The following is a 15,619-nucleotide window of genomic DNA, read 5'->3' on the forward strand; positions in this document are numbered from 1 at the left end:
GCGTGGCCATATTGGACGAGCTGGACGAGCTGCTGGGCCTGGACGACGGCGAGTATGACCGTCTCGACCTGTTCCTCGAGGCGGACGAGCTGATCGGGCAACTCCAGCCCGCCGACGTGCCCACGCTGCTGGCCCTGTGGCAGGCACGCGGGCCATCCTGGCAGCAGCGGCTTGCGCAGGCCAGCGGCTCCATCGACGGCGCCGTCCTGCGCGCCCTGCTGGCCGGCTTGCTGCAGATCCCGCACGCGGGACATGGCGTGTTGACGCTGATGGGCCGGTTGCCGCCCGTGGCCGATGCTTCCCCGCTCAGCGACGCCCTGCTGGACTTTGCCGAGCAAGCCTGGCAGGCGGCGGCACCGGCGCAGCACCGGCAAATCCAGATGAGCTGCTGGAGCTGCGGCCTGTCGGGCCGGCTGCTGAAACGGCTGGGCCTGGCGTCGTGGAAGGAAGCGGGACTGTAGCGTCTTAGGCCGCGGCCGGCCGTTCGAAGGAAAAGCCCGGCGCATATGCGTGGTAGCCATCGAAATCGCCCTTGCCGATGGCCGCGCCACGGCTGCGCGCGATCGCATACGCCATGCCGAAATGAAAGTAGAAATTCGGCAGGATATACAGGTGCAGGAATTCATCGGCCGGCAGCGCGAGGTCGGCAAAGCCGGCGCGGTCGCGGCAGATCCGTTCGGGCGCGCCCGCGAAGCGCTCAGGCGCGATGGCATCGAGATAGCATACGGTCTGCGCGATCTGTTCCTGCAGGCTGGCGGCGGCGCTGAAATCGGCCACGACCAGATCCGCCAGCGGACAGCAGCCGCGCAGCGAAAAACTCACGGCCGCGCGTACCTGCTGGGCAAACGGCAGCATCTCCGGGTGCAAGCGCGCCGCCAGGATCGGCGGCTCGATGCCGTATCCATCCAGCTTGTCGAGCATGGCCGACAACTGGCGCAGGGCGCGGCAAAACACGGTGGCCGGATTGATCTGCATCACCTCCGTCATGCCAGGCTCCCCTGCGCCGCCGCATCCTGCGCGGCGACCTTCTTCAGCACCCGGATCAGCCGGCGTTCATGGCGACCCACGGCATCCCAGTCCCAGGCATCGGTGGGGCCGAATTCCGGGTAATGGGGTTGCCATTTTTCCGCGCGCTTCTGCGAATTGGCACCCACGTTCGAGTCCAGCCCCTTGCCGCCGGACAAGCGCAGATACACGCGGATGACGCCCCAGCCTTCGCAAACATGACGGTAGGTGAGGCCGCCGCACTTGGCCGGGTCGAGCGCGATGCGGCGCGGCGCGAACTGCCCTGCCATGTCGGGGTAATGGACGGCCAGGAAAACCTCGCTTGCCCCTTCGGCCTCCAGCCTGGCCGCATGCGCGCACAGCTCGGCGGGCGTGTGGAAATGCAGCGTTTCCCGTTCCGGCGCCGAATACGCCTGCGCCACGGCCGCGCCGGGCTTGGCAAAGATCGCCTCGGCCATGGCCGCGATACCTGCTTCTGACATTCCCACCGTGCCCCCTTCCCTTGATTTGCCGCCTGCGGCGATGGCCGCCATCCTAGCATGGCGGCTCGCCCGCGCGCGCGGGCATGCGCCTCAGCGGCGATGGCGGCTGAAAAATTCCCAGATGACCTCGTTCGCATCGATGGCGCGCGTCGTCTTGCCGATGGGCAGGCCGATATTGAAGGCATCGGCGCCGGCCCACGTATGGCCGCCATCCTTGACCGTGACCAATGCCACGCTGGCGCCCGCGGCGCCCGCGCCCTGCTCCAGCCAGCTCACCTGCGTGGCATCACCGGCCGCGCCAGCGATCAGGCGCGGCTGCGGCGTGGCGCCGTCGATGCCGTTGTGCTTGCGCCAGTAGCGAAACGTGTCCTCGGCCGACAGATAACTGGCCGCCTTGCCCTCGTACAACACCACCTTGTCGGCCGTGCCCTGTATCAGCAGCATGCCGACCTTGTCCGCCTTCCGGTGGTGCTGCACCACGGGCTCCGGCATCGGCGCGCCCACCGAGGCGACGGCCGCGAAATGCTGGGGCAGCTCGGCCGCCAGGCGCAGGGCAAAGAAACCGCCGCGCGACAGGCCCGTGGCATAGATGCGCTTGTCGTCGATGCGGTAGTCCTGCTTGAGCTTGCTCAACATCGCCTGCGTGAAGCCGATGTCGTCCGTGCCTGTCAGGTAATCCATACCGAAGCCCACGTTCCAGTCCTGCTTGATGCCTTGCGGATAGACGACGATGAATTGCTGCTGCTCGGCCGTCTTGTTCATCTGCGTGTACAGCATCTGCTCGGCCATGCTCATGCCGCCGCCATGGAAATTGAAGACGACGGGAAACGCCTGCTGCGGCTGGCTGTGGTAGGCGGCGGGCGTGTAGACGATGTAGCGGCGCTTGTCGTCCTTGTGCTGCAACGATTGCACCTGGGCCAGCGCGGACGTGCAGAGGCAGGACAGGATCAGCAGGCTGATGGCGATTTTCATGGGTTTCCCTTCAAGTAAAAGAGCCGCCAGCATAAGCAGGGACAGGTGAAATCGCGGTGAAATCCGGCCTCTTTATTGCGCCGGGACGGGCACGATGACCACGCGATATGCGCTTTCGCCCGGATGGAAGGCGATCTCCCAGGCCATGGCCTGGGCCAGGCGCAGCAGCAGGTTCTGGCCATGGGCGAAGCCCTGCACGCGTCGCGGCTGTCCCGCCGGCACGGTGTTGACGATGTGCAGACTGCCTTGCGCAAACGCAATGCTGATGCGGCAATCGGGGCCGCCGTGGAACAGCGCATTCGCCAGGCAATTATTGATGAGCAACATCACCAGCTGCGGGTTGCCGGCGACGTCCAGCCGCTCGGGCAAGTCCAGCGCCAGCAGGCTGGCATCCCATGCCCATTCCTCGAGCAGGCGCAGCAGGCATTGTTCCATGCAGCCGCGCAACTCCACCACGTCACCGGGCAGCTGCTCGGCCTGCGCCAGCGCGAACAGCACTTCGATGGTGGCGCGCATGTCGTCGACGCCCTGTTGCAACTGCGCCTGCCCTTGCGCCGTCAGGGGCTGCGCCTCGGCCAGCGCCAGCGTGTTGTGCATCAAGGTCAGCGGCGTGCGCAGCTCGTGGCTGACGTCGCGCGCAAACGCGTGCTCGCGCCGCAAGACCGCCTGCAGTTCGGCGAACGTGGTTTCCAGGCGGCGCGCCAGGAAACCGATCTCGTCAGGCCGGTCGCGTTCGCTGAACTGCACGGCGCTGCCGGCCGTGAGCGCCCGTGCCTCGCGCGCCAGCCGCTGCAAGGGCAGCACGAGGCGGCGCGCCAGCCAATAGGCCAGCAGCAGCGCCAGGCCGATCAGCGCCAGCGCCACGCCCAGCACGACGCCGCCCACTTCCTGCGCCAGGCGCGAGACGACGAGCACGGGCGCCACGTCGGCCAGCAGATAGCAGCGCTGCCGCTGGCCATCGGCAACGATATCGAGCGCCAGCACATGATAATGCTGGCCCGTCGTCGTAAACACTTCCGCGCGCGGGGCGGTCGGCGGCACCTGCTCGCGCACCACTTGCGGCAGATCAAGGTAGCGGCCATAAACCGTGATGAGGTCGCTACCGCTAGGCGACAGCTCACCTTGTTGCTGCAAGCGCTGGCTGACGGCCGCCGCTTCGCGCTCGAGCAGGCGCTGCACGAGCATGTCTTCCGTCACATACGCGATCACCAGCGCCAGCCCCGTGTAGCAGACGCACAGCAGCACGGCGAAGCCGGCCAGCGCGGCGAACAGGCGGCGCCATATCGACTTAGCCATGCTCTGCTCGGGTATCGAACGCGAGGCGGTAACCCAGTTGCGGGATCGTGACGAGCAGGTGCGCGCCTCCGGCCTGTTCCAGCTGCTTGCGCAGCGCGTATACGTGCGACTTCAGCGCGTCGCTGTCGGGCGGCTGGCTGCCCCACAAGTGCTGCAGCAAGGCCGAGCGCGATACGGCATGCGGATGTTCGCGGCACAGCAGCAGCAATATCCTGAAGCCCGTCTGCGTCAGCGGCAGCGGGGCGTCGCGGTACAGGGCGCGGCCTTCGCGCGTCAGCAAGGTGAAGGGACCGACGCGCATTTCCTGCTGCACATGCAGCTGCTGCCGGCGCGCCAGCGCCTCGCAGCGCAAGGCCAGTTCGCGCAAGTCGAAGGGCTTGGTCAGGTAATCGTCGGCGCCGTCGCGAAAGCCGCGCGCCTTGTCTTCGTAGGCATCGCGCGCCGTCAGCATCAGGATGGGCACATTGCTGGGCGCGGCAGCCTTGATGGCGCGGCACACTTGCAAGCCATCCATATCGGGCAGGTTCAGGTCCAGCAGCACCACGTCATAGGGGTTGCGCGTCGCCAGCTGCACGGCCAGCGCGCCCGTGCCCGCGTGGTCGGTCTGCCAGCGCAAGCCATCGAGGAAGTCGAGCACCTGGCGCGCGATGGCCAGGTGGTCTTCCACCAGCAGGATGCTCAGGGCTGGCTTGTTCATCGAGCTTCGGCGATGCGTGCGTACAGCCAGAAATTGCCGGATCTTCCACGAATCTGCCGGTAGCTGCGCAGATAGCCTTCGCGGGCAAAATCGCAGCGTTCCAGCACGCGCAGCGAGCGGCTATTGCTCTCCAACACGGTCGCCTGGATGCGCAGGAAGCCGAGACGCCGGAAACCCCAGTCCACGAGCGAGGCGACGATGGCCGTGGCCACGCCCTGCCCCCATAACGCGGGCGCCAGGTCGTAGGCGATTTCCGCCGTGCGGTGCTGCGGGGAAACGGCATTGAAGCCGATGGTACCGACCAGCTGGCCCCCCTCGCGCAGCACCACGGCCAGCCGCACCGGCGAGGACGGGTCGGCCGATTCGTAGCCGTCGAAATTGGGCAGCAGGTCATCGATGGAACGCAAGTCCCAGCTCGTGTGCTCGATGACGGCGGGATCGTCCAGGTATGCATGCCAGGCGCGCGCATCGTCGCGCACCAGGTGGCGGAAGGTCACCAGCGGATGCTCGGACATGGGCAGATCGGCAGCTTGCATCGCCTTGCCTCCTCAGTCGACGGGACAATCGGCCGCCAGCCAGGCGGCGAAATCGGCGGCGGCTAGCTCGAAATCGTCGCGCTGCATGGAGCCATGCCCCACCAGGTAGACGGCGCGATCCTCGCCATCGAGCGCCAGCATGACGGCGCGCCCGCCGCTGTCGTCGCCGATGGCGATGTAGCCGGGGCATGACAGTGGCGTCTCGTAGGTGGCATTGCGCTCCATCAAACTGTCCGCGCCATACAGCAGCACTTGTTCGCCGAGCAGGCGCTCTTGCCAGCCCTGGAGAAAGTGCAGATAGTGCGCCGGCAAGGCGCAGCCCAGCGCCCGCTGGACCGCGTCGATGTCTTGCACGCTCACGCGGCGCCCTTGCGGCGCGCTTCCCATGTGCGCCGCAGCAAGCCGTACAGGGCCGTATCGCTGACCTGGCCGGCGACGATCCACCGCTCGGGCAAGAAGCCTTCCTTGTTAAAACCCTGGCGCTCCAGGGCGCTGGCCGACCCCGTATTGAGCGGGTCGATATCGGCTTCCAGGCGGTTCAGGTCGCGCTCGACGAACGCGTATTCCAGCAGCCCCGTCAGCGCTTCCTGCATATAGCCCTTGCCCCAGTGCGGACGGGCCAGCGCGTAGCCGATTTCAGCGCGGCGGTTCTGGCGGTGCTCGGAGAACAGGCTGCAGCTGCCGATATATTCGCCCGTCGCCTTCAGCGTGACGGCGAAGCGGAAGTAGTCTTCCCTCTCGAAGGCGGCGATATCCTCGGCCAGCTTGCTGGCGGCGATGCTGGCATCTTGCCAGGGCGGTTCGCTGAAATAGCGCATCACTTCAGGGTCGGAATGCATGGCGAACAAGTCCGCCTCATCCGATGGTTGCGGTTTGCGCAGGATCAGGCGCTCGGTGGTGATGGTTTTCGTGTAGGCCATGCAACTCCAATCGATGGTTCAAAAAACGACTCTTATTATTCCATGCAACTGTAATGATGTGGCAACTTTGTAAGCGTGCGTTGAACTTGCGCCTGGGCATCGCACGCAAACGAAGGCCATGATTTGAGGGCTTGTGGGACAATGCCGGCGAGCAAGTCTACCTCTCGCGTGACACGGATACATGGCGCATCTCGGCGCACATGTTTCGAGACAATTCAGTATTGCAGCGGCGCCTGCGGGGTTTTCTCTCGTTTCAGATCTGATTTATACAACAAGTCCATATAACAAATGAAAATGAAAATGAAAATAGTATTCATCGCCGCACTGGGAATGTTATCGCTGGTTCAAACGTCGCCCGCCTTCGCGGAAAATATCAACGGGAAAAATCTCTTCATACAGCGCTGTTCCATGTGCCACGGCGCAGATATCAAGGGAACCGGGCCATTGGCAAATAAAAGCAATCCTCCGACACCTGATCTGACAACATCGGCTTTCAAAAAGCGCCTGAAGGATTATCCGGGCGTTATCGTGTCATCGGTAATACTGCGTCCCAATGGCGACTTGATTCCAAAAACGCTGAAAGAGAACGGCGTAAAAGTAGCGCCGTATGCCTGGAGGGTGCAGGATTTTCGCGATTTGAACCAGTATATGAGTGGCGTGATTGCAAAAAGTCGCTGATATTGGCATCAAGGGCGGGCACGGAAACCTGAGTACCATTGCAGGATTGCCTGCCATTACATTCGCCGGCACATCGGTCGCAAGGACGGCGCCAGGAGCGCCGCGCGGGCAAGACGCCGCCGTTTGCCGATGGCGCCGGTTTGCAGGCGGATAGCGCATGTTGCCATGTTGTGGGGGCCATGCCGCCAGGCGAATCGACTTTGCCAGTCGACCTTTCGCGGGTACATGACGCATGAACCAACGCGGTTTAATGTAGTATGGCAACATTTTCCACCATATCATTGATGCAACTTCGCTTATGCACGCAGTAAAGGACGCAGCAGACAAGGAAGCAGCCAATACCGACGCCGTCCCGGCGCAGCCCGAGGTCTTGCGCCAACATAAGCGGCCAGTGACCGCCTTGGCCAGCATCGCCTTTTTCGTCATGTGTTCCATGCTGCTGAGCATGACCGTCTGGATCGTCTGGTCTTCGCGCGAGGTGCGCTTGCGCGAAGCGAAGGCGACGACGGAAAACATGGCGCGCACCCTGGCCGCACAGGCGTACATGGAGCTGGAAATCGCCGATGTGATGCTGGACGATATTGTCGAACAAATACGCCACGACGGCAATATGGACGCTAGCGGCGAGCGGCTGCAATCCCGGCTGGAACAGTTGCCCAGGAATATAGCGGAAATCACGGGCGTCTTCATCTTTGACAGGCAGGGAGAGTGGCTTGCCAGCTCGTCCGGCGCGGGGCGGGACGGCAACAATGCCGACCGCGATTACTTTACCTATCACAAGACACATGCGCAGCCGGGCAGCCATATCGGCGCGCCGGTGCTCAGCAAATCGAGCGGGCAATGGGTCTTGCCCGTGTCGCGCCGGGTGGCATCGGCGGACGGCTCGTTTGCCGGCGTGGTGCTCGTCACCCTGGGGCTCGCTTCCTTCGAACGCATCTACGACAGCCTCAATCTTGGCAAATTGGGCACGGCATTCTTTGCCCTCGATGACGGCACCTTGATCTACCGGCGGCCGTTCCAGGCCGAGCTCATCGGCATGGATATTTCGTCCGGCGCCATCTTGCGCGCCTACCGCGAAACAGGCCCGGTCGGCACGGCCATGATGACGGCGAAAGTGGACGAGACCGAACGGCTGTACAGCTATCGCCATCTGCAGCGCTTTCCCGTCATCGTTGCAGCGGGGCTATCGAAGGAAGACATCTTTGCCGAGTGGCGATGGCTGGGCACGCAAATCGTGCTGGCGTCGCTGGCGGCTGGGGCGGCGCTGATTTATCTGTTCCGCAAGGTGATGCGGCAGATTGCGGTACGCGACCGCATCGAGGCCAACCTGCGCCAGGCCAGCACGCAGTTGCAGCGCGCCAATGCGGACCTGGCGGCGCGCGCTTCGCAGGATGGCTTGACGGGGCTGGCCAACCGCCGCTGTTTCGATGAAACGCTGGCGCATGAACTGAACCGCGCCCAGCGCAGCGGGCACGCGGTGTCGCTGATCATGCTCGATGTGGATTTCTTCAAGAAATTTAACGACCAGTATGGCCACGTGGCTGGCGACGCTTGCCTGCAAGCCGTTGCGGGCGCCGTGGCCCGCAGCGTCGGCCGGGCCGAAGACCTGGCGGCGCGCTACGGCGGCGAAGAGTTTGCCGTGATCATGCCCGGCACCGGCGCCGCAGGCGCGCGGGACGTTGCCGAAGCCATCCGCGCGGCCGTGGAAGCGCTGCAACTCCCCCATGCGGCCAGCGCCAACGGCGTCGTCACCGTCAGCCTGGGCGCGGCCACGCTGCGGCCCGGGCAGGAGCGGCGTACCGACAGCAGCGAATTGATACGCGAAGCCGATGCATTGCTGTACCAGTCGAAAAACACCGGCCGCAACCGCGTCAGCACGGAGGCGCCAGCAGCATGACGCCGACCGCATCCAGGCAGGGTCTCCATCTCGGCATGCCGCTGGCCATCATCGCGCTGGCCGTCTGGCTGGCCTTGACCGTGGGCGGCCGCTGGCTCGAGTCCGCCATCCGCGCGCCCGTGGCCGCCACGGTCACCGGCGGCATCGGCCTGTCGTGGGCGCTGGCCGCCGTGTTCGCGCTGGCGCTGCTGCGGGCATCGGACCGGCGCCGCGCCGCGGGCCTGTGCGCGCCGCAGCCATGGAAAACGCTGTGGCTGGTCTGGCCGCCCCTGCTGTATGCGCTGCTGATGCTGTTGCTGGCCTGGGCCGGCGGCTGGCCGCAGCCGCGCGTGCTGCTGATCGTGGCCTGCAATACGGCGCTGGTGGCCATCTCGGAAGAGCTGATGTTCCGCGCCATCTTGCTGCAGGGCATGCTGGATCGCTACGCCGTCTGGCCGGCCGTCTTGATGTCGTCGGCGCTGTTCGGCCTGTCCCACACCGCCAACGGCCTGGCCACGGGCGACGTCAGCGGCGCCCTCTGGCAAGCCGTGGCCGCCTTCCTGCAGGGAATCGCGTATGCGGCCATCCGCCTGCGCACGCGCTCGATATGGCCCATGGTCCTCGTGCATGGGCTGTGGGACTACGCGCTGGTGACGGCGACCTTGCCGCACCCGGCCGAAGACGGCGTATCGATCCTGCCCTATATCGCCCTGCTGGCGGTGCTGCCCCTGTGCCTGTACGGCGTCTACCTGCTGCGCCCCAGCCAGCGCGTGGCCCTGGCGCCTGCCGATGCGGCCGCGTAGAGCAGCAGGAACAGGGATTATGCTTTCATGCAACTATAATCCTGTGGCAAATTTTCCAGTCGACCTGTCAAGAGGTGTGCATGGCGTTTTTTTCACGTGATTATGAAGTGTTCCTGCTGCTGGCCGCGCCCGGCGCTGCGCCGCTATGGGAGGCGGCGCAATGGACGCCGTTTGCCGCCAGCCTCGATGGCCTCGTGGCGCAGGCGGGAACGCGGGGCAAGGCCGGCGTGCGCAGCCTGCAATACAATCCCAAGGGCAAGCCGCTTGCCTTTGGCCGCCTGGGCTGGGACGACAAGTCGCACGCGAAGTGGATGCACACGCCGGTGACCACCGAAGCCCGCTTCATGAGCCTGGAAGCGTGGGCGCCCGCCTGGACGACGTGCGAGAAAGGCGACCAGGCGCCCGATTTGTTCCTTGCCCTGGCCAACGAATCACTGCTGGGCCGCGCAGGCAAGACCCTGCAATTCGGCCAGCGCCTGGTCTGCGCCATCGCCACGGACATGGGATCCGATGCGGCCGCCGCCCTGCAAACATCGCTGGCGCAGCTGGCCGCGCGGCAAGAGGCCGTCGTCTTCGCCCGCACGCGGCGCCAGTGGGGCCGCGCCGCTCACGGCGGCTTCACGGACGCTGTCCAGGATATGCTGATCGGCGGCCTGTTCCGGCAAGACGACCCGCACGCGCATCCGCTCGATGCGCAGGCGTTCCGCGAGCCATGGACGCGCATCGGGCAAGCTTGACAGCACGATGCATCACATGGCATCGTTGTGCCATGCAATCGACCTACAGCCCCCTGCCCTCCATTATTGCCGCCATTCGAACCATGGTGGCTTAGCAGGATAGTCATTGCCAAAGCCGCCTGAGAGGCGGCTTTGATTTGCAGTCACTGGTCAAAACGTCTCGCAGGCTTGATTTCCCTTTCTAGCGAGCGCCCATGCAAACCACGTCCAGTACTGCCGTTTCCCCCGCCCCCACCCTGCACCTCGTGTGCGGCAAGATCGCCTCGGGCAAATCCACCCTGAGCACCCGGCTGGCCAACGCGCCGCACACGGTGCGCATCAGCGAAGACAGCTTGCTGGCGCAGCTGTATCCGGGTCAGGTCGCCAGCCTGGCCGACTATGTGGCGTGCGCGGCGCGGCTGCGCGCAGCCATCGCGCCTCTGGCCCTGCAGATGCTGCAGGCGGGCGTGTCCGTCGTCCTCGATTTCCCCGCGAATACGCCGGCCAGCCGTGCCTGGATGCGCGAACTGTTCCAGCAGGCGGGCACGCCGCACGTGCTGCATTACCTGGACGTGCCGGACGGACAATGCAAGGCGCGCTTGCGCCAGCGCAATGCAAGCGGACTGCACCCGTTCTCCACCAGCGATGCGCAATTTGACGACATCACGCGCCACTTCGTGCCGCCCGAGGCTTCAGAAGGCTTTCACGTCGTGCGGATAGCAGCTTAAAACGTCCCCGGCAGCAAGATCTTCTTGTCCACCTGCTGCAAGTCGCGCAAGCCGCAAAAGGCCATCGTCAGGTCCAGCTCGTTGCGGATGATGTCCAGGCACTTGGTGACGCCCGGCCCGCCCATGGCACCCAGGCCGTACAGGAAGGGGCGGCCGATGTACACGCCCTTCGCGCCCAGGGCCACGGCCTTGATCACGTCCTGGCCCGAGCGGATGCCGCCATCCATGTGCACCTCGATCTGGCTGCCGACGGCGTCGACGATGGCCGGCAAGGCTTCGATCGACGATTGCGCGCCATCGAGCTGGCGCCCGCCATGGTTCGAGACGATCAGCGCGTCGGCGCCGCTTTCCACGGCCAGGCGCGCGTCTTCCGCATCCATGATGCCCTTGATGATGAGCTTGCCGCCCCAGCGCTGCTTGATCCATTCCACGTCGGCCCACGACAGGCTCAGGTCGAATTGCTGCTGCGTCCAGGCCGACAGCGACGACATGTCGGACACGGACGTGGCGTGGCCGACGATGTTGCCGAAGCCGCGCCGCTGCGTGCCCAGCATGCCCGCCACCCAGCGCGGCTTGGTGGCCATGTTAATGATGTTGGGAATGGTCAGCTTGGGCGGCGCCGACAGGCCGTTGCGCAAGTCCTTGTGGCGCTGGCCCAGCACCTGCAAGTCCAGGGTCAGCACCAGCGCGCCGCATTTCGCCGCCTTGGCGCGGTCGATCAGGCGGTTGATGAATTCGCGGTCCTTCATCACGTACAGCTGGAACCAGAACGGTTTTGTCGTGTTCGCCGCCACGTCCTCGATCGAGCAGATGCTCATGGTCGACAAAGTGAACGGCACGCCGAATTTTTCAGCGGCCTGGGCCGCGAGGATTTCGCCATCCGCATGCTGCATGCCCGTCAAGCCCGTCGGCGACAGGGCCACCGGCATCGACACGTGCTGGCCCACCATGGTCGAGGCCAGGCTGCGGTTTTCCAGGTTGACGGCGACGCGCTGGCGGAATTTGATCTTGGCGAAATCGCTGTTGTTGGCGCGATACGTCGATTCCGTCCAGGAGCCGGAATCGGCATAGTCGTAAAACATGCGCGGCACCCGTTTCTGGGCCAGCACGCGCAAGTCTTCGATGCAGGTGATGATACTCATGCGTTTCCTCGGTCAATGGCAAGTCGAACCATGATCGTGCATTTGCCCGCAATTGTCTATCCGACAGGCAAGTCCGCCGCCGGGAACGTGGCTTGCCAGTCGCGCGCGCCGAGGATTTTCTCGCCCAGTTCGCTCAACTGCGCCTGCGGATAGCGCCGGCTTTCCTTTTCCTCGGGGTCGCCGGGAAATGCATAGCCCTGCGGCGCGCTGCGTTCGCGCCAGCTTTGCACGCGCCAGTCGCGCAGGGCGTGATTATCTTGCTGCGCCGGCGTGAAGGAAATGTATTGCGCCAGGCGCACCTGGTCCGTCGACGTGTTCGGGCGGATGCCGTGCGCCAGCAGGCTGTTAAAGATCAACAACTCCCCTTTCTTCATGGCGATGAATTCCATCGGGTACGGCACCGTCGCCAGATCCGGCTGCCACGGATTGCGGTCTTGCGGCGCCGTCTTGCGCCATGCCAGCAAATGATTGAACAGTTGCGGATAGCATTGAAAGCCGCCGCTCGCGGGCGAGGTATCGGACAGGGCCAACACGCCCTGCACGTTGACGGGCAGCGGGTCGAGCGAGGTGTCGGCATCCCAGTGGATGAAGCCGCCAAACTTGCGCTTGCCATTGTTCGGCGTGTTCAGGTTGGCGCGGTCGATGGTCACCCACAGGTCTTCGCGGTCCCAGATGTCGACAAAGGCGTCGTAGACGCGCGGCGTCTGGCGGTTATCCCACAGGGTCTGGTTGTGGTAAGCCTCGACCATGCCGGAACCGTTGAGCTCCTTCATCGCGTGGTCGCGCAGCTGGTCCTGGTTCCAGGTGGCAGGGTCGCGCTGGTCCAGCCCCTGAAATTCCCACAGGAAATCGGTTGTGCGGCGCACCTGTTCGGGAGTAACCGCATCCTTGACGATGACGTAGCCGTAGGTTTGCCAGTGCAAGAAATCGCTGTCGGACAGCACGCGCAGCGGCAGCTGTTTCTTGATATCGCGCAACTGGGTCTGTGCCGTGTAGGCCACGGACGGATTGCCGGGACGGTCTTCGCCGTACTGCGGGTTGACATACTGAACCTGGTCTTGCATCGCTGTCTCCTGTGTTGGTATGGACAGATTGTGCGATGGAAGATTGCGGGGAAATACGTGCTGAGCGACCAATACTGATACTATCGTGACTATTCATATGCTCAAAACGTCATAATGACGCCTTTATTCGAACAAGTCACCCTACCGGCCGGCCACTCCTGGGGTTTGCTGTGGCGCGAACTCGACACCATTCCCTTCATCTGGCATTACCACCCGCAGTTCGAGCTGACCCTCACCGTCAATGCCCGGGGACAACGCTACATCGGCGACCACCTGGGCGATTTCGAGCCGGGCGACCTGGTGCTGCTGGGGCCGAACCTGCCGCACACCTGGTCGGCCAGCGAACGCATCGATAGCAGCCGGCCCATGCTGGCCGTCGTCGTGTGGTTTTCGCTCGAGTGGGTGGAGCGGCTGGCGGCCAGCTTTCCCGAGCTGCACAGCCTGCGGCACCTGGCGGCCCGCGCCGGCCCCGCCCTGCATTTTTCACCGGCAACGAGCGCGCGCAGCGCGGCCAGGCTGCTGCAATTGAACGGGCTGCCCGTGCCGCAACGGCTGCCGCTGCTGCTCGACGTGCTGCTGGAACTGGCGGCGGATGGGGAGGCGCGGCCGCTGGCGTCGATGGCGCAGGCGCCGAGGCATGCCGACGGGCAGCAAAAGCGCATGGAAAGCGTGCTCGATTTCATGCATGCGCATTTCAGGGAAGATATAGCGCTGGACACGCTGGCGCGCAAGGCAGCCCTGTCGCTGGGCGCATTTCACCGCTTTTTCAAGCGCCACGCGCATTGCACGCCGGGCGACTACCTGGCGCGGCTGCGTATCGGCCGCGCCTGCCAACAGCTGATCGAGAGCGATCTGGCCATCGCCGTCATCGCGCAGGAAGCAGGTTACCGCAACCTCGCGCATTTCAACCGCCAGTTCCGCGCCGCCAAGCAGGCCACGCCGCGCGCGTTTCGCCGGCAATACCGGCGCGCCGGCAAAACCACGGCAGAAAGGAAGCGGAAACGAAAAAGGGGATCAGATTTTACAATCTGACCCCCAATATTCTGGTGCGGCTGGCAGGAATTGAACCCACGACCCCTTGGTTCGTAGCCAAGTACTCTATCCAGCTGAGCTACAGCCGCCTAAGACAAGATTATAGCAGGGCTTTGCAGAATGGCAAAGGGCGTGGCGCGAGAATTTCACAATTGGGACCAGCGTGCCCGCATCGCATGGACACGCAGCCTGGCCGGCACAATTGAAATGTTCTTTTTTGACATTGAAATATAACATTGTTATTTTAAAATGCTATATTTGCAATGATTAAACGCCCGTACCGCCATCCACCCTAGCACCAGAGGAAACAATGCGCCTGACCCTATCGACATTCGCCTTCGCCGCGATCACCCTGACACCGGCCCTGCACGCGCAGACCATGATGAGCATCAGCGCCCTGCAAGGCGATGCGGCGCCGCCGCCCGTGGTATTCATTTCCGATCCGGGCCGCGAAGGCCTGTTTTACCTGTCCGGCACGGGTTCCGCCGCCGATGCGGACGGCGCCACGGCCATCCTCAGCGGCAACAAACTGTACCGGCGTTCGTACAGCGGCGCCCTGCACGCCAAGTGGTTCGGCCTGTCGGAAGCGTCGAACAACAATACGCCGGCCGTCACCGCCGCCATCGGCAGGCTGAAAGCGGGCCAGGAACTGGTGATCGACACGGGCCAGTACCGATTCCAGGGCGCACTGCACCTGCCCGCGAACAAACGCATCCGCCTGACTGCGCTGGGCACCCTGTTTTTCGGACCGGGCGACGGCATCATCATTGAAAATACACACGATGTGTACCTGGAAAAAGTCGTGGGCCTGAGCTGGACCAGCGCCACGCCCGATTACAGCAGCTACAGCGGATCGGGCGTCACCCTGCTCAATGCCAGCAATACCAATCTCAACGCGCGCTGGGTCGAGGGCTTCAGGAATGGCATCAAGGTCACGGGCGACGGCACGGCCAAGGGTTCGCAGTACAACAAGGTGCAGTTCAATTTCCTGTACCAGAATGCGGTGGGCATCTACCTGACGACGGAAAGCACGGGCAGCCTGAACTGGGTGAATGAAAATACCTTCACGGGTGGCCGCATCGCGGGCGAAACCGGCTTGCGGGCGGAGAAAGGACCGAACCAGACGGACTACTTCAACGGCAACAAGTTCTATAACATCGGCTTCGAAAGCCTCGTCAACGGCATCGACGTCGACCATTTCAGCCACAACACGATCATTGCGCCCCGCTTCGAGCAGGTGCAGCATGGCATCAATATGAAATCGAATACCTACAGCAATACCTTCATCAGCAGCAGCATTTACGAAGGCAGCTTCGTCGGCGGCGGCGTGGCGGGCAATGCAGGAAAGTACACGACGGTATTGGGCACCTTGCTGACGGCCGGCGGCATGATGTCGGGGGCGCTCAGCATCTCGAATCAGGAAGGGAAATTTCTTTCCGTCAACAGAGACCCCAGCCACAGCGCCAATGGCGAAACGCTGGGCAAAATCCTGAGCCTGTCCAACCTGGTCAATGTCGTGCCGTAACGACGGCACGCGGGCGGCAATGCAAAAAGCCCGGAGAGCGGACTCTCCGGGCTTTTCTTTACTACTGATACTGGTGCGGCTGGCAGGAATTGAACCCACGACCCCTTGGTTCGTAGCCAAGTACTCTATCCAGCTGAGCTACAGCCG

At 63.9% G+C, this 15,619-nt stretch carries 18 protein-coding genes and 1 tRNA gene; 8 read left to right on the plus strand and 11 right to left on the minus strand.

What is annotated here, in order from left to right; translation table 11 throughout:
• Positions 1-2: 2 nt before the first annotated feature.
• The gene (locus AC1RDJ_RS23575; protein ID WP_493028869.1) at positions 3-461 is read left to right on the plus strand and encodes a hypothetical protein; all 459 of its coding nucleotides are present in this window, start codon (positions 3-5) and stop codon (positions 459-461) included.
• A 4-nt stretch (positions 462-465) separates the two neighbouring features.
• Here the strand turns inward: AC1RDJ_RS23575 and AC1RDJ_RS23580 are convergent, their stop codons facing one another.
• From AC1RDJ_RS23580 to AC1RDJ_RS23615, 8 genes are all read right to left on the minus strand, one after another.
• Complete coding sequence (locus AC1RDJ_RS23580) at positions 466-987, minus strand: DUF1993 family protein (protein WP_493028870.1); 522 nt, start codon at positions 985-987, stop codon at positions 466-468.
• Positions 984-1,487 carry a hypothetical protein gene (locus AC1RDJ_RS23585; RefSeq protein ID WP_289886003.1) on the minus strand — a complete coding sequence of 168 codons (504 nt, stop codon included), beginning with the start codon at positions 1,485-1,487 and terminating at the stop codon, positions 984-986. The genes AC1RDJ_RS23580 and AC1RDJ_RS23585 overlap by 4 nt, the downstream gene beginning before the upstream one ends.
• 90 nt (positions 1,488-1,577) lie before the next feature.
• On the minus strand, positions 1,578-2,459 hold the full coding sequence (locus AC1RDJ_RS23590) for a CE1 family esterase (RefSeq protein WP_493028871.1): 882 nt from the start codon (positions 2,457-2,459) through the stop codon (positions 1,578-1,580).
• 72 nt (positions 2,460-2,531) lie between these two features.
• A complete protein-coding gene (locus AC1RDJ_RS23595; protein WP_493028872.1) occupies positions 2,532-3,755 on the minus strand; it encodes a sensor histidine kinase in 1,224 nt (407 codons plus the stop codon).
• On the minus strand, positions 3,748-4,452 hold the full coding sequence (locus AC1RDJ_RS23600) for a response regulator transcription factor (RefSeq protein ID WP_493028873.1): 705 nt from the start codon (positions 4,450-4,452) through the stop codon (positions 3,748-3,750). Before AC1RDJ_RS23600 ends, AC1RDJ_RS23595 begins: the two co-directional genes overlap by 8 nt.
• On the minus strand, positions 4,449-4,988 hold the full coding sequence (locus AC1RDJ_RS23605) for a GNAT family N-acetyltransferase (protein WP_493028874.1): 540 nt from the start codon (positions 4,986-4,988) through the stop codon (positions 4,449-4,451). The genes AC1RDJ_RS23600 and AC1RDJ_RS23605 overlap by 4 nt, the downstream gene beginning before the upstream one ends.
• Positions 4,989-5,000: 12 nt before the next feature.
• Positions 5,001-5,348: an SMI1/KNR4 family protein gene (locus AC1RDJ_RS23610; RefSeq protein WP_493028875.1), complete on the minus strand. Its 348-nt coding sequence runs from the start codon at positions 5,346-5,348 to the stop codon at positions 5,001-5,003.
• On the minus strand, positions 5,345-5,908 hold the full coding sequence (locus AC1RDJ_RS23615) for a GNAT family N-acetyltransferase (RefSeq protein ID WP_493028876.1): 564 nt from the start codon (positions 5,906-5,908) through the stop codon (positions 5,345-5,347). Before AC1RDJ_RS23615 ends, AC1RDJ_RS23610 begins: the two co-directional genes overlap by 4 nt.
• Positions 5,909-6,208: 300 nt before the next feature.
• On the opposite strand from AC1RDJ_RS23615, the gene AC1RDJ_RS23620 reads away from it, so the two are divergent.
• From AC1RDJ_RS23620 to AC1RDJ_RS23640, 5 genes are all read left to right on the plus strand, one after another.
• Positions 6,209-6,586: a c-type cytochrome gene (locus AC1RDJ_RS23620; RefSeq protein WP_289885995.1), complete on the plus strand. Its 378-nt coding sequence runs from the start codon at positions 6,209-6,211 to the stop codon at positions 6,584-6,586.
• A gap of 298 nt (positions 6,587-6,884) precedes the next feature.
• Positions 6,885-8,483: a GGDEF domain-containing protein gene (locus tag AC1RDJ_RS23625; RefSeq protein WP_493028877.1), complete on the plus strand. Its 1,599-nt coding sequence runs from the start codon at positions 6,885-6,887 to the stop codon at positions 8,481-8,483.
• Complete coding sequence (locus AC1RDJ_RS23630; protein ID WP_493028878.1) at positions 8,480-9,265, plus strand: CPBP family intramembrane glutamic endopeptidase; 786 nt, start codon at positions 8,480-8,482, stop codon at positions 9,263-9,265. Before AC1RDJ_RS23625 ends, AC1RDJ_RS23630 begins: the two co-directional genes overlap by 4 nt.
• Positions 9,266-9,345: 80 nt before the next feature.
• Entirely contained in the window at positions 9,346-10,002 is a 657-nt protein-coding gene (locus tag AC1RDJ_RS23635; RefSeq protein WP_493028879.1) for a hypothetical protein, read from the plus strand.
• 194 nt (positions 10,003-10,196) lie between these two features.
• The gene (locus tag AC1RDJ_RS23640; protein ID WP_493028880.1) at positions 10,197-10,709 is read left to right on the plus strand and encodes a P-loop nucleotide/nucleoside kinase family protein; all 513 of its coding nucleotides are present in this window, start codon (positions 10,197-10,199) and stop codon (positions 10,707-10,709) included.
• On the opposite strand, the gene AC1RDJ_RS23645 is transcribed toward AC1RDJ_RS23640, so the two are convergent.
• A complete protein-coding gene (locus AC1RDJ_RS23645; RefSeq protein ID WP_493028881.1) occupies positions 10,706-11,851 on the minus strand; it encodes an alpha-hydroxy acid oxidase in 1,146 nt (381 codons plus the stop codon). The genes AC1RDJ_RS23640 and AC1RDJ_RS23645 overlap by 4 nt on opposite strands.
• A 56-nt stretch (positions 11,852-11,907) precedes the next feature.
• Positions 11,908-12,915: a phytanoyl-CoA dioxygenase family protein gene (locus AC1RDJ_RS23650; protein WP_493028882.1), complete on the minus strand. Its 1,008-nt coding sequence runs from the start codon at positions 12,913-12,915 to the stop codon at positions 11,908-11,910.
• A 114-nt stretch (positions 12,916-13,029) separates the two neighbouring features.
• On the opposite strand from AC1RDJ_RS23650, the gene AC1RDJ_RS23655 reads away from it, so the two are divergent.
• On the plus strand, positions 13,030-13,947 hold the full coding sequence (locus AC1RDJ_RS23655) for a helix-turn-helix domain-containing protein (protein ID WP_493028883.1): 918 nt from the start codon (positions 13,030-13,032) through the stop codon (positions 13,945-13,947).
• A gap of 12 nt (positions 13,948-13,959) precedes the next feature.
• Here the strand turns inward: AC1RDJ_RS23655 and AC1RDJ_RS23660 are convergent.
• Positions 13,960-14,036, minus strand: a tRNA-Arg gene (locus tag AC1RDJ_RS23660).
• A gap of 221 nt (positions 14,037-14,257) precedes the next feature.
• Between AC1RDJ_RS23660 and AC1RDJ_RS23665 the strand changes: the two genes are divergently transcribed.
• Positions 14,258-15,472, plus strand: a complete 1,215-nt coding sequence (locus tag AC1RDJ_RS23665; protein ID WP_071323018.1) for a right-handed parallel beta-helix repeat-containing protein — start codon at positions 14,258-14,260, stop codon at positions 15,470-15,472.
• Positions 15,473-15,619: the final 147 nt, after the last annotated feature.

It is taken from the genome of Janthinobacterium sp. GW822-FHT07H10 (assembly GCF_058798675.1).

Coding starts and splice junctions, on each gene's coding strand:
- AC1RDJ_RS23585 (WP_289886003.1), bottom strand. CDS start 1,487: ATGTCAGAAGCAGGTATCGCGGCCATGGCCGAGGCGATCTTTGCCAAG.
- AC1RDJ_RS23595 (WP_493028872.1), bottom strand. CDS start 3,755: ATGGCTAAGTCGATATGGCGCCGCCTGTTCGCCGCGCTGGCCGGCTTC.
- AC1RDJ_RS23630 (WP_493028878.1), top strand. CDS start 8,480: ATGACGCCGACCGCATCCAGGCAGGGTCTCCATCTCGGCATGCCGCTG.
- AC1RDJ_RS23605 (WP_493028874.1), bottom strand. CDS start 4,988: ATGCAAGCTGCCGATCTGCCCATGTCCGAGCATCCGCTGGTGACCTTC.
- AC1RDJ_RS23620 (WP_289885995.1), top strand. CDS start 6,209: ATGAAAATAGTATTCATCGCCGCACTGGGAATGTTATCGCTGGTTCAA.
- AC1RDJ_RS23645 (WP_493028881.1), bottom strand. CDS start 11,851: ATGAGTATCATCACCTGCATCGAAGACTTGCGCGTGCTGGCCCAGAAA.
- AC1RDJ_RS23625 (WP_493028877.1), top strand. CDS start 6,885: ATGCACGCAGTAAAGGACGCAGCAGACAAGGAAGCAGCCAATACCGAC.
- AC1RDJ_RS23600 (WP_493028873.1), bottom strand. CDS start 4,452: ATGAACAAGCCAGCCCTGAGCATCCTGCTGGTGGAAGACCACCTGGCC.
- AC1RDJ_RS23655 (WP_493028883.1), top strand. CDS start 13,030: ATGACGCCTTTATTCGAACAAGTCACCCTACCGGCCGGCCACTCCTGG.
- AC1RDJ_RS23590 (WP_493028871.1), bottom strand. CDS start 2,459: ATGAAAATCGCCATCAGCCTGCTGATCCTGTCCTGCCTCTGCACGTCC.
- AC1RDJ_RS23580 (WP_493028870.1), bottom strand. CDS start 987: ATGACGGAGGTGATGCAGATCAATCCGGCCACCGTGTTTTGCCGCGCC.
- AC1RDJ_RS23640 (WP_493028880.1), top strand. CDS start 10,197: ATGCAAACCACGTCCAGTACTGCCGTTTCCCCCGCCCCCACCCTGCAC.
- AC1RDJ_RS23650 (WP_493028882.1), bottom strand. CDS start 12,915: ATGCAAGACCAGGTTCAGTATGTCAACCCGCAGTACGGCGAAGACCGT.
- AC1RDJ_RS23665 (WP_071323018.1), top strand. CDS start 14,258: ATGCGCCTGACCCTATCGACATTCGCCTTCGCCGCGATCACCCTGACA.
- AC1RDJ_RS23615 (WP_493028876.1), bottom strand. CDS start 5,908: ATGGCCTACACGAAAACCATCACCACCGAGCGCCTGATCCTGCGCAAA.
- AC1RDJ_RS23635 (WP_493028879.1), top strand. CDS start 9,346: ATGGCGTTTTTTTCACGTGATTATGAAGTGTTCCTGCTGCTGGCCGCG.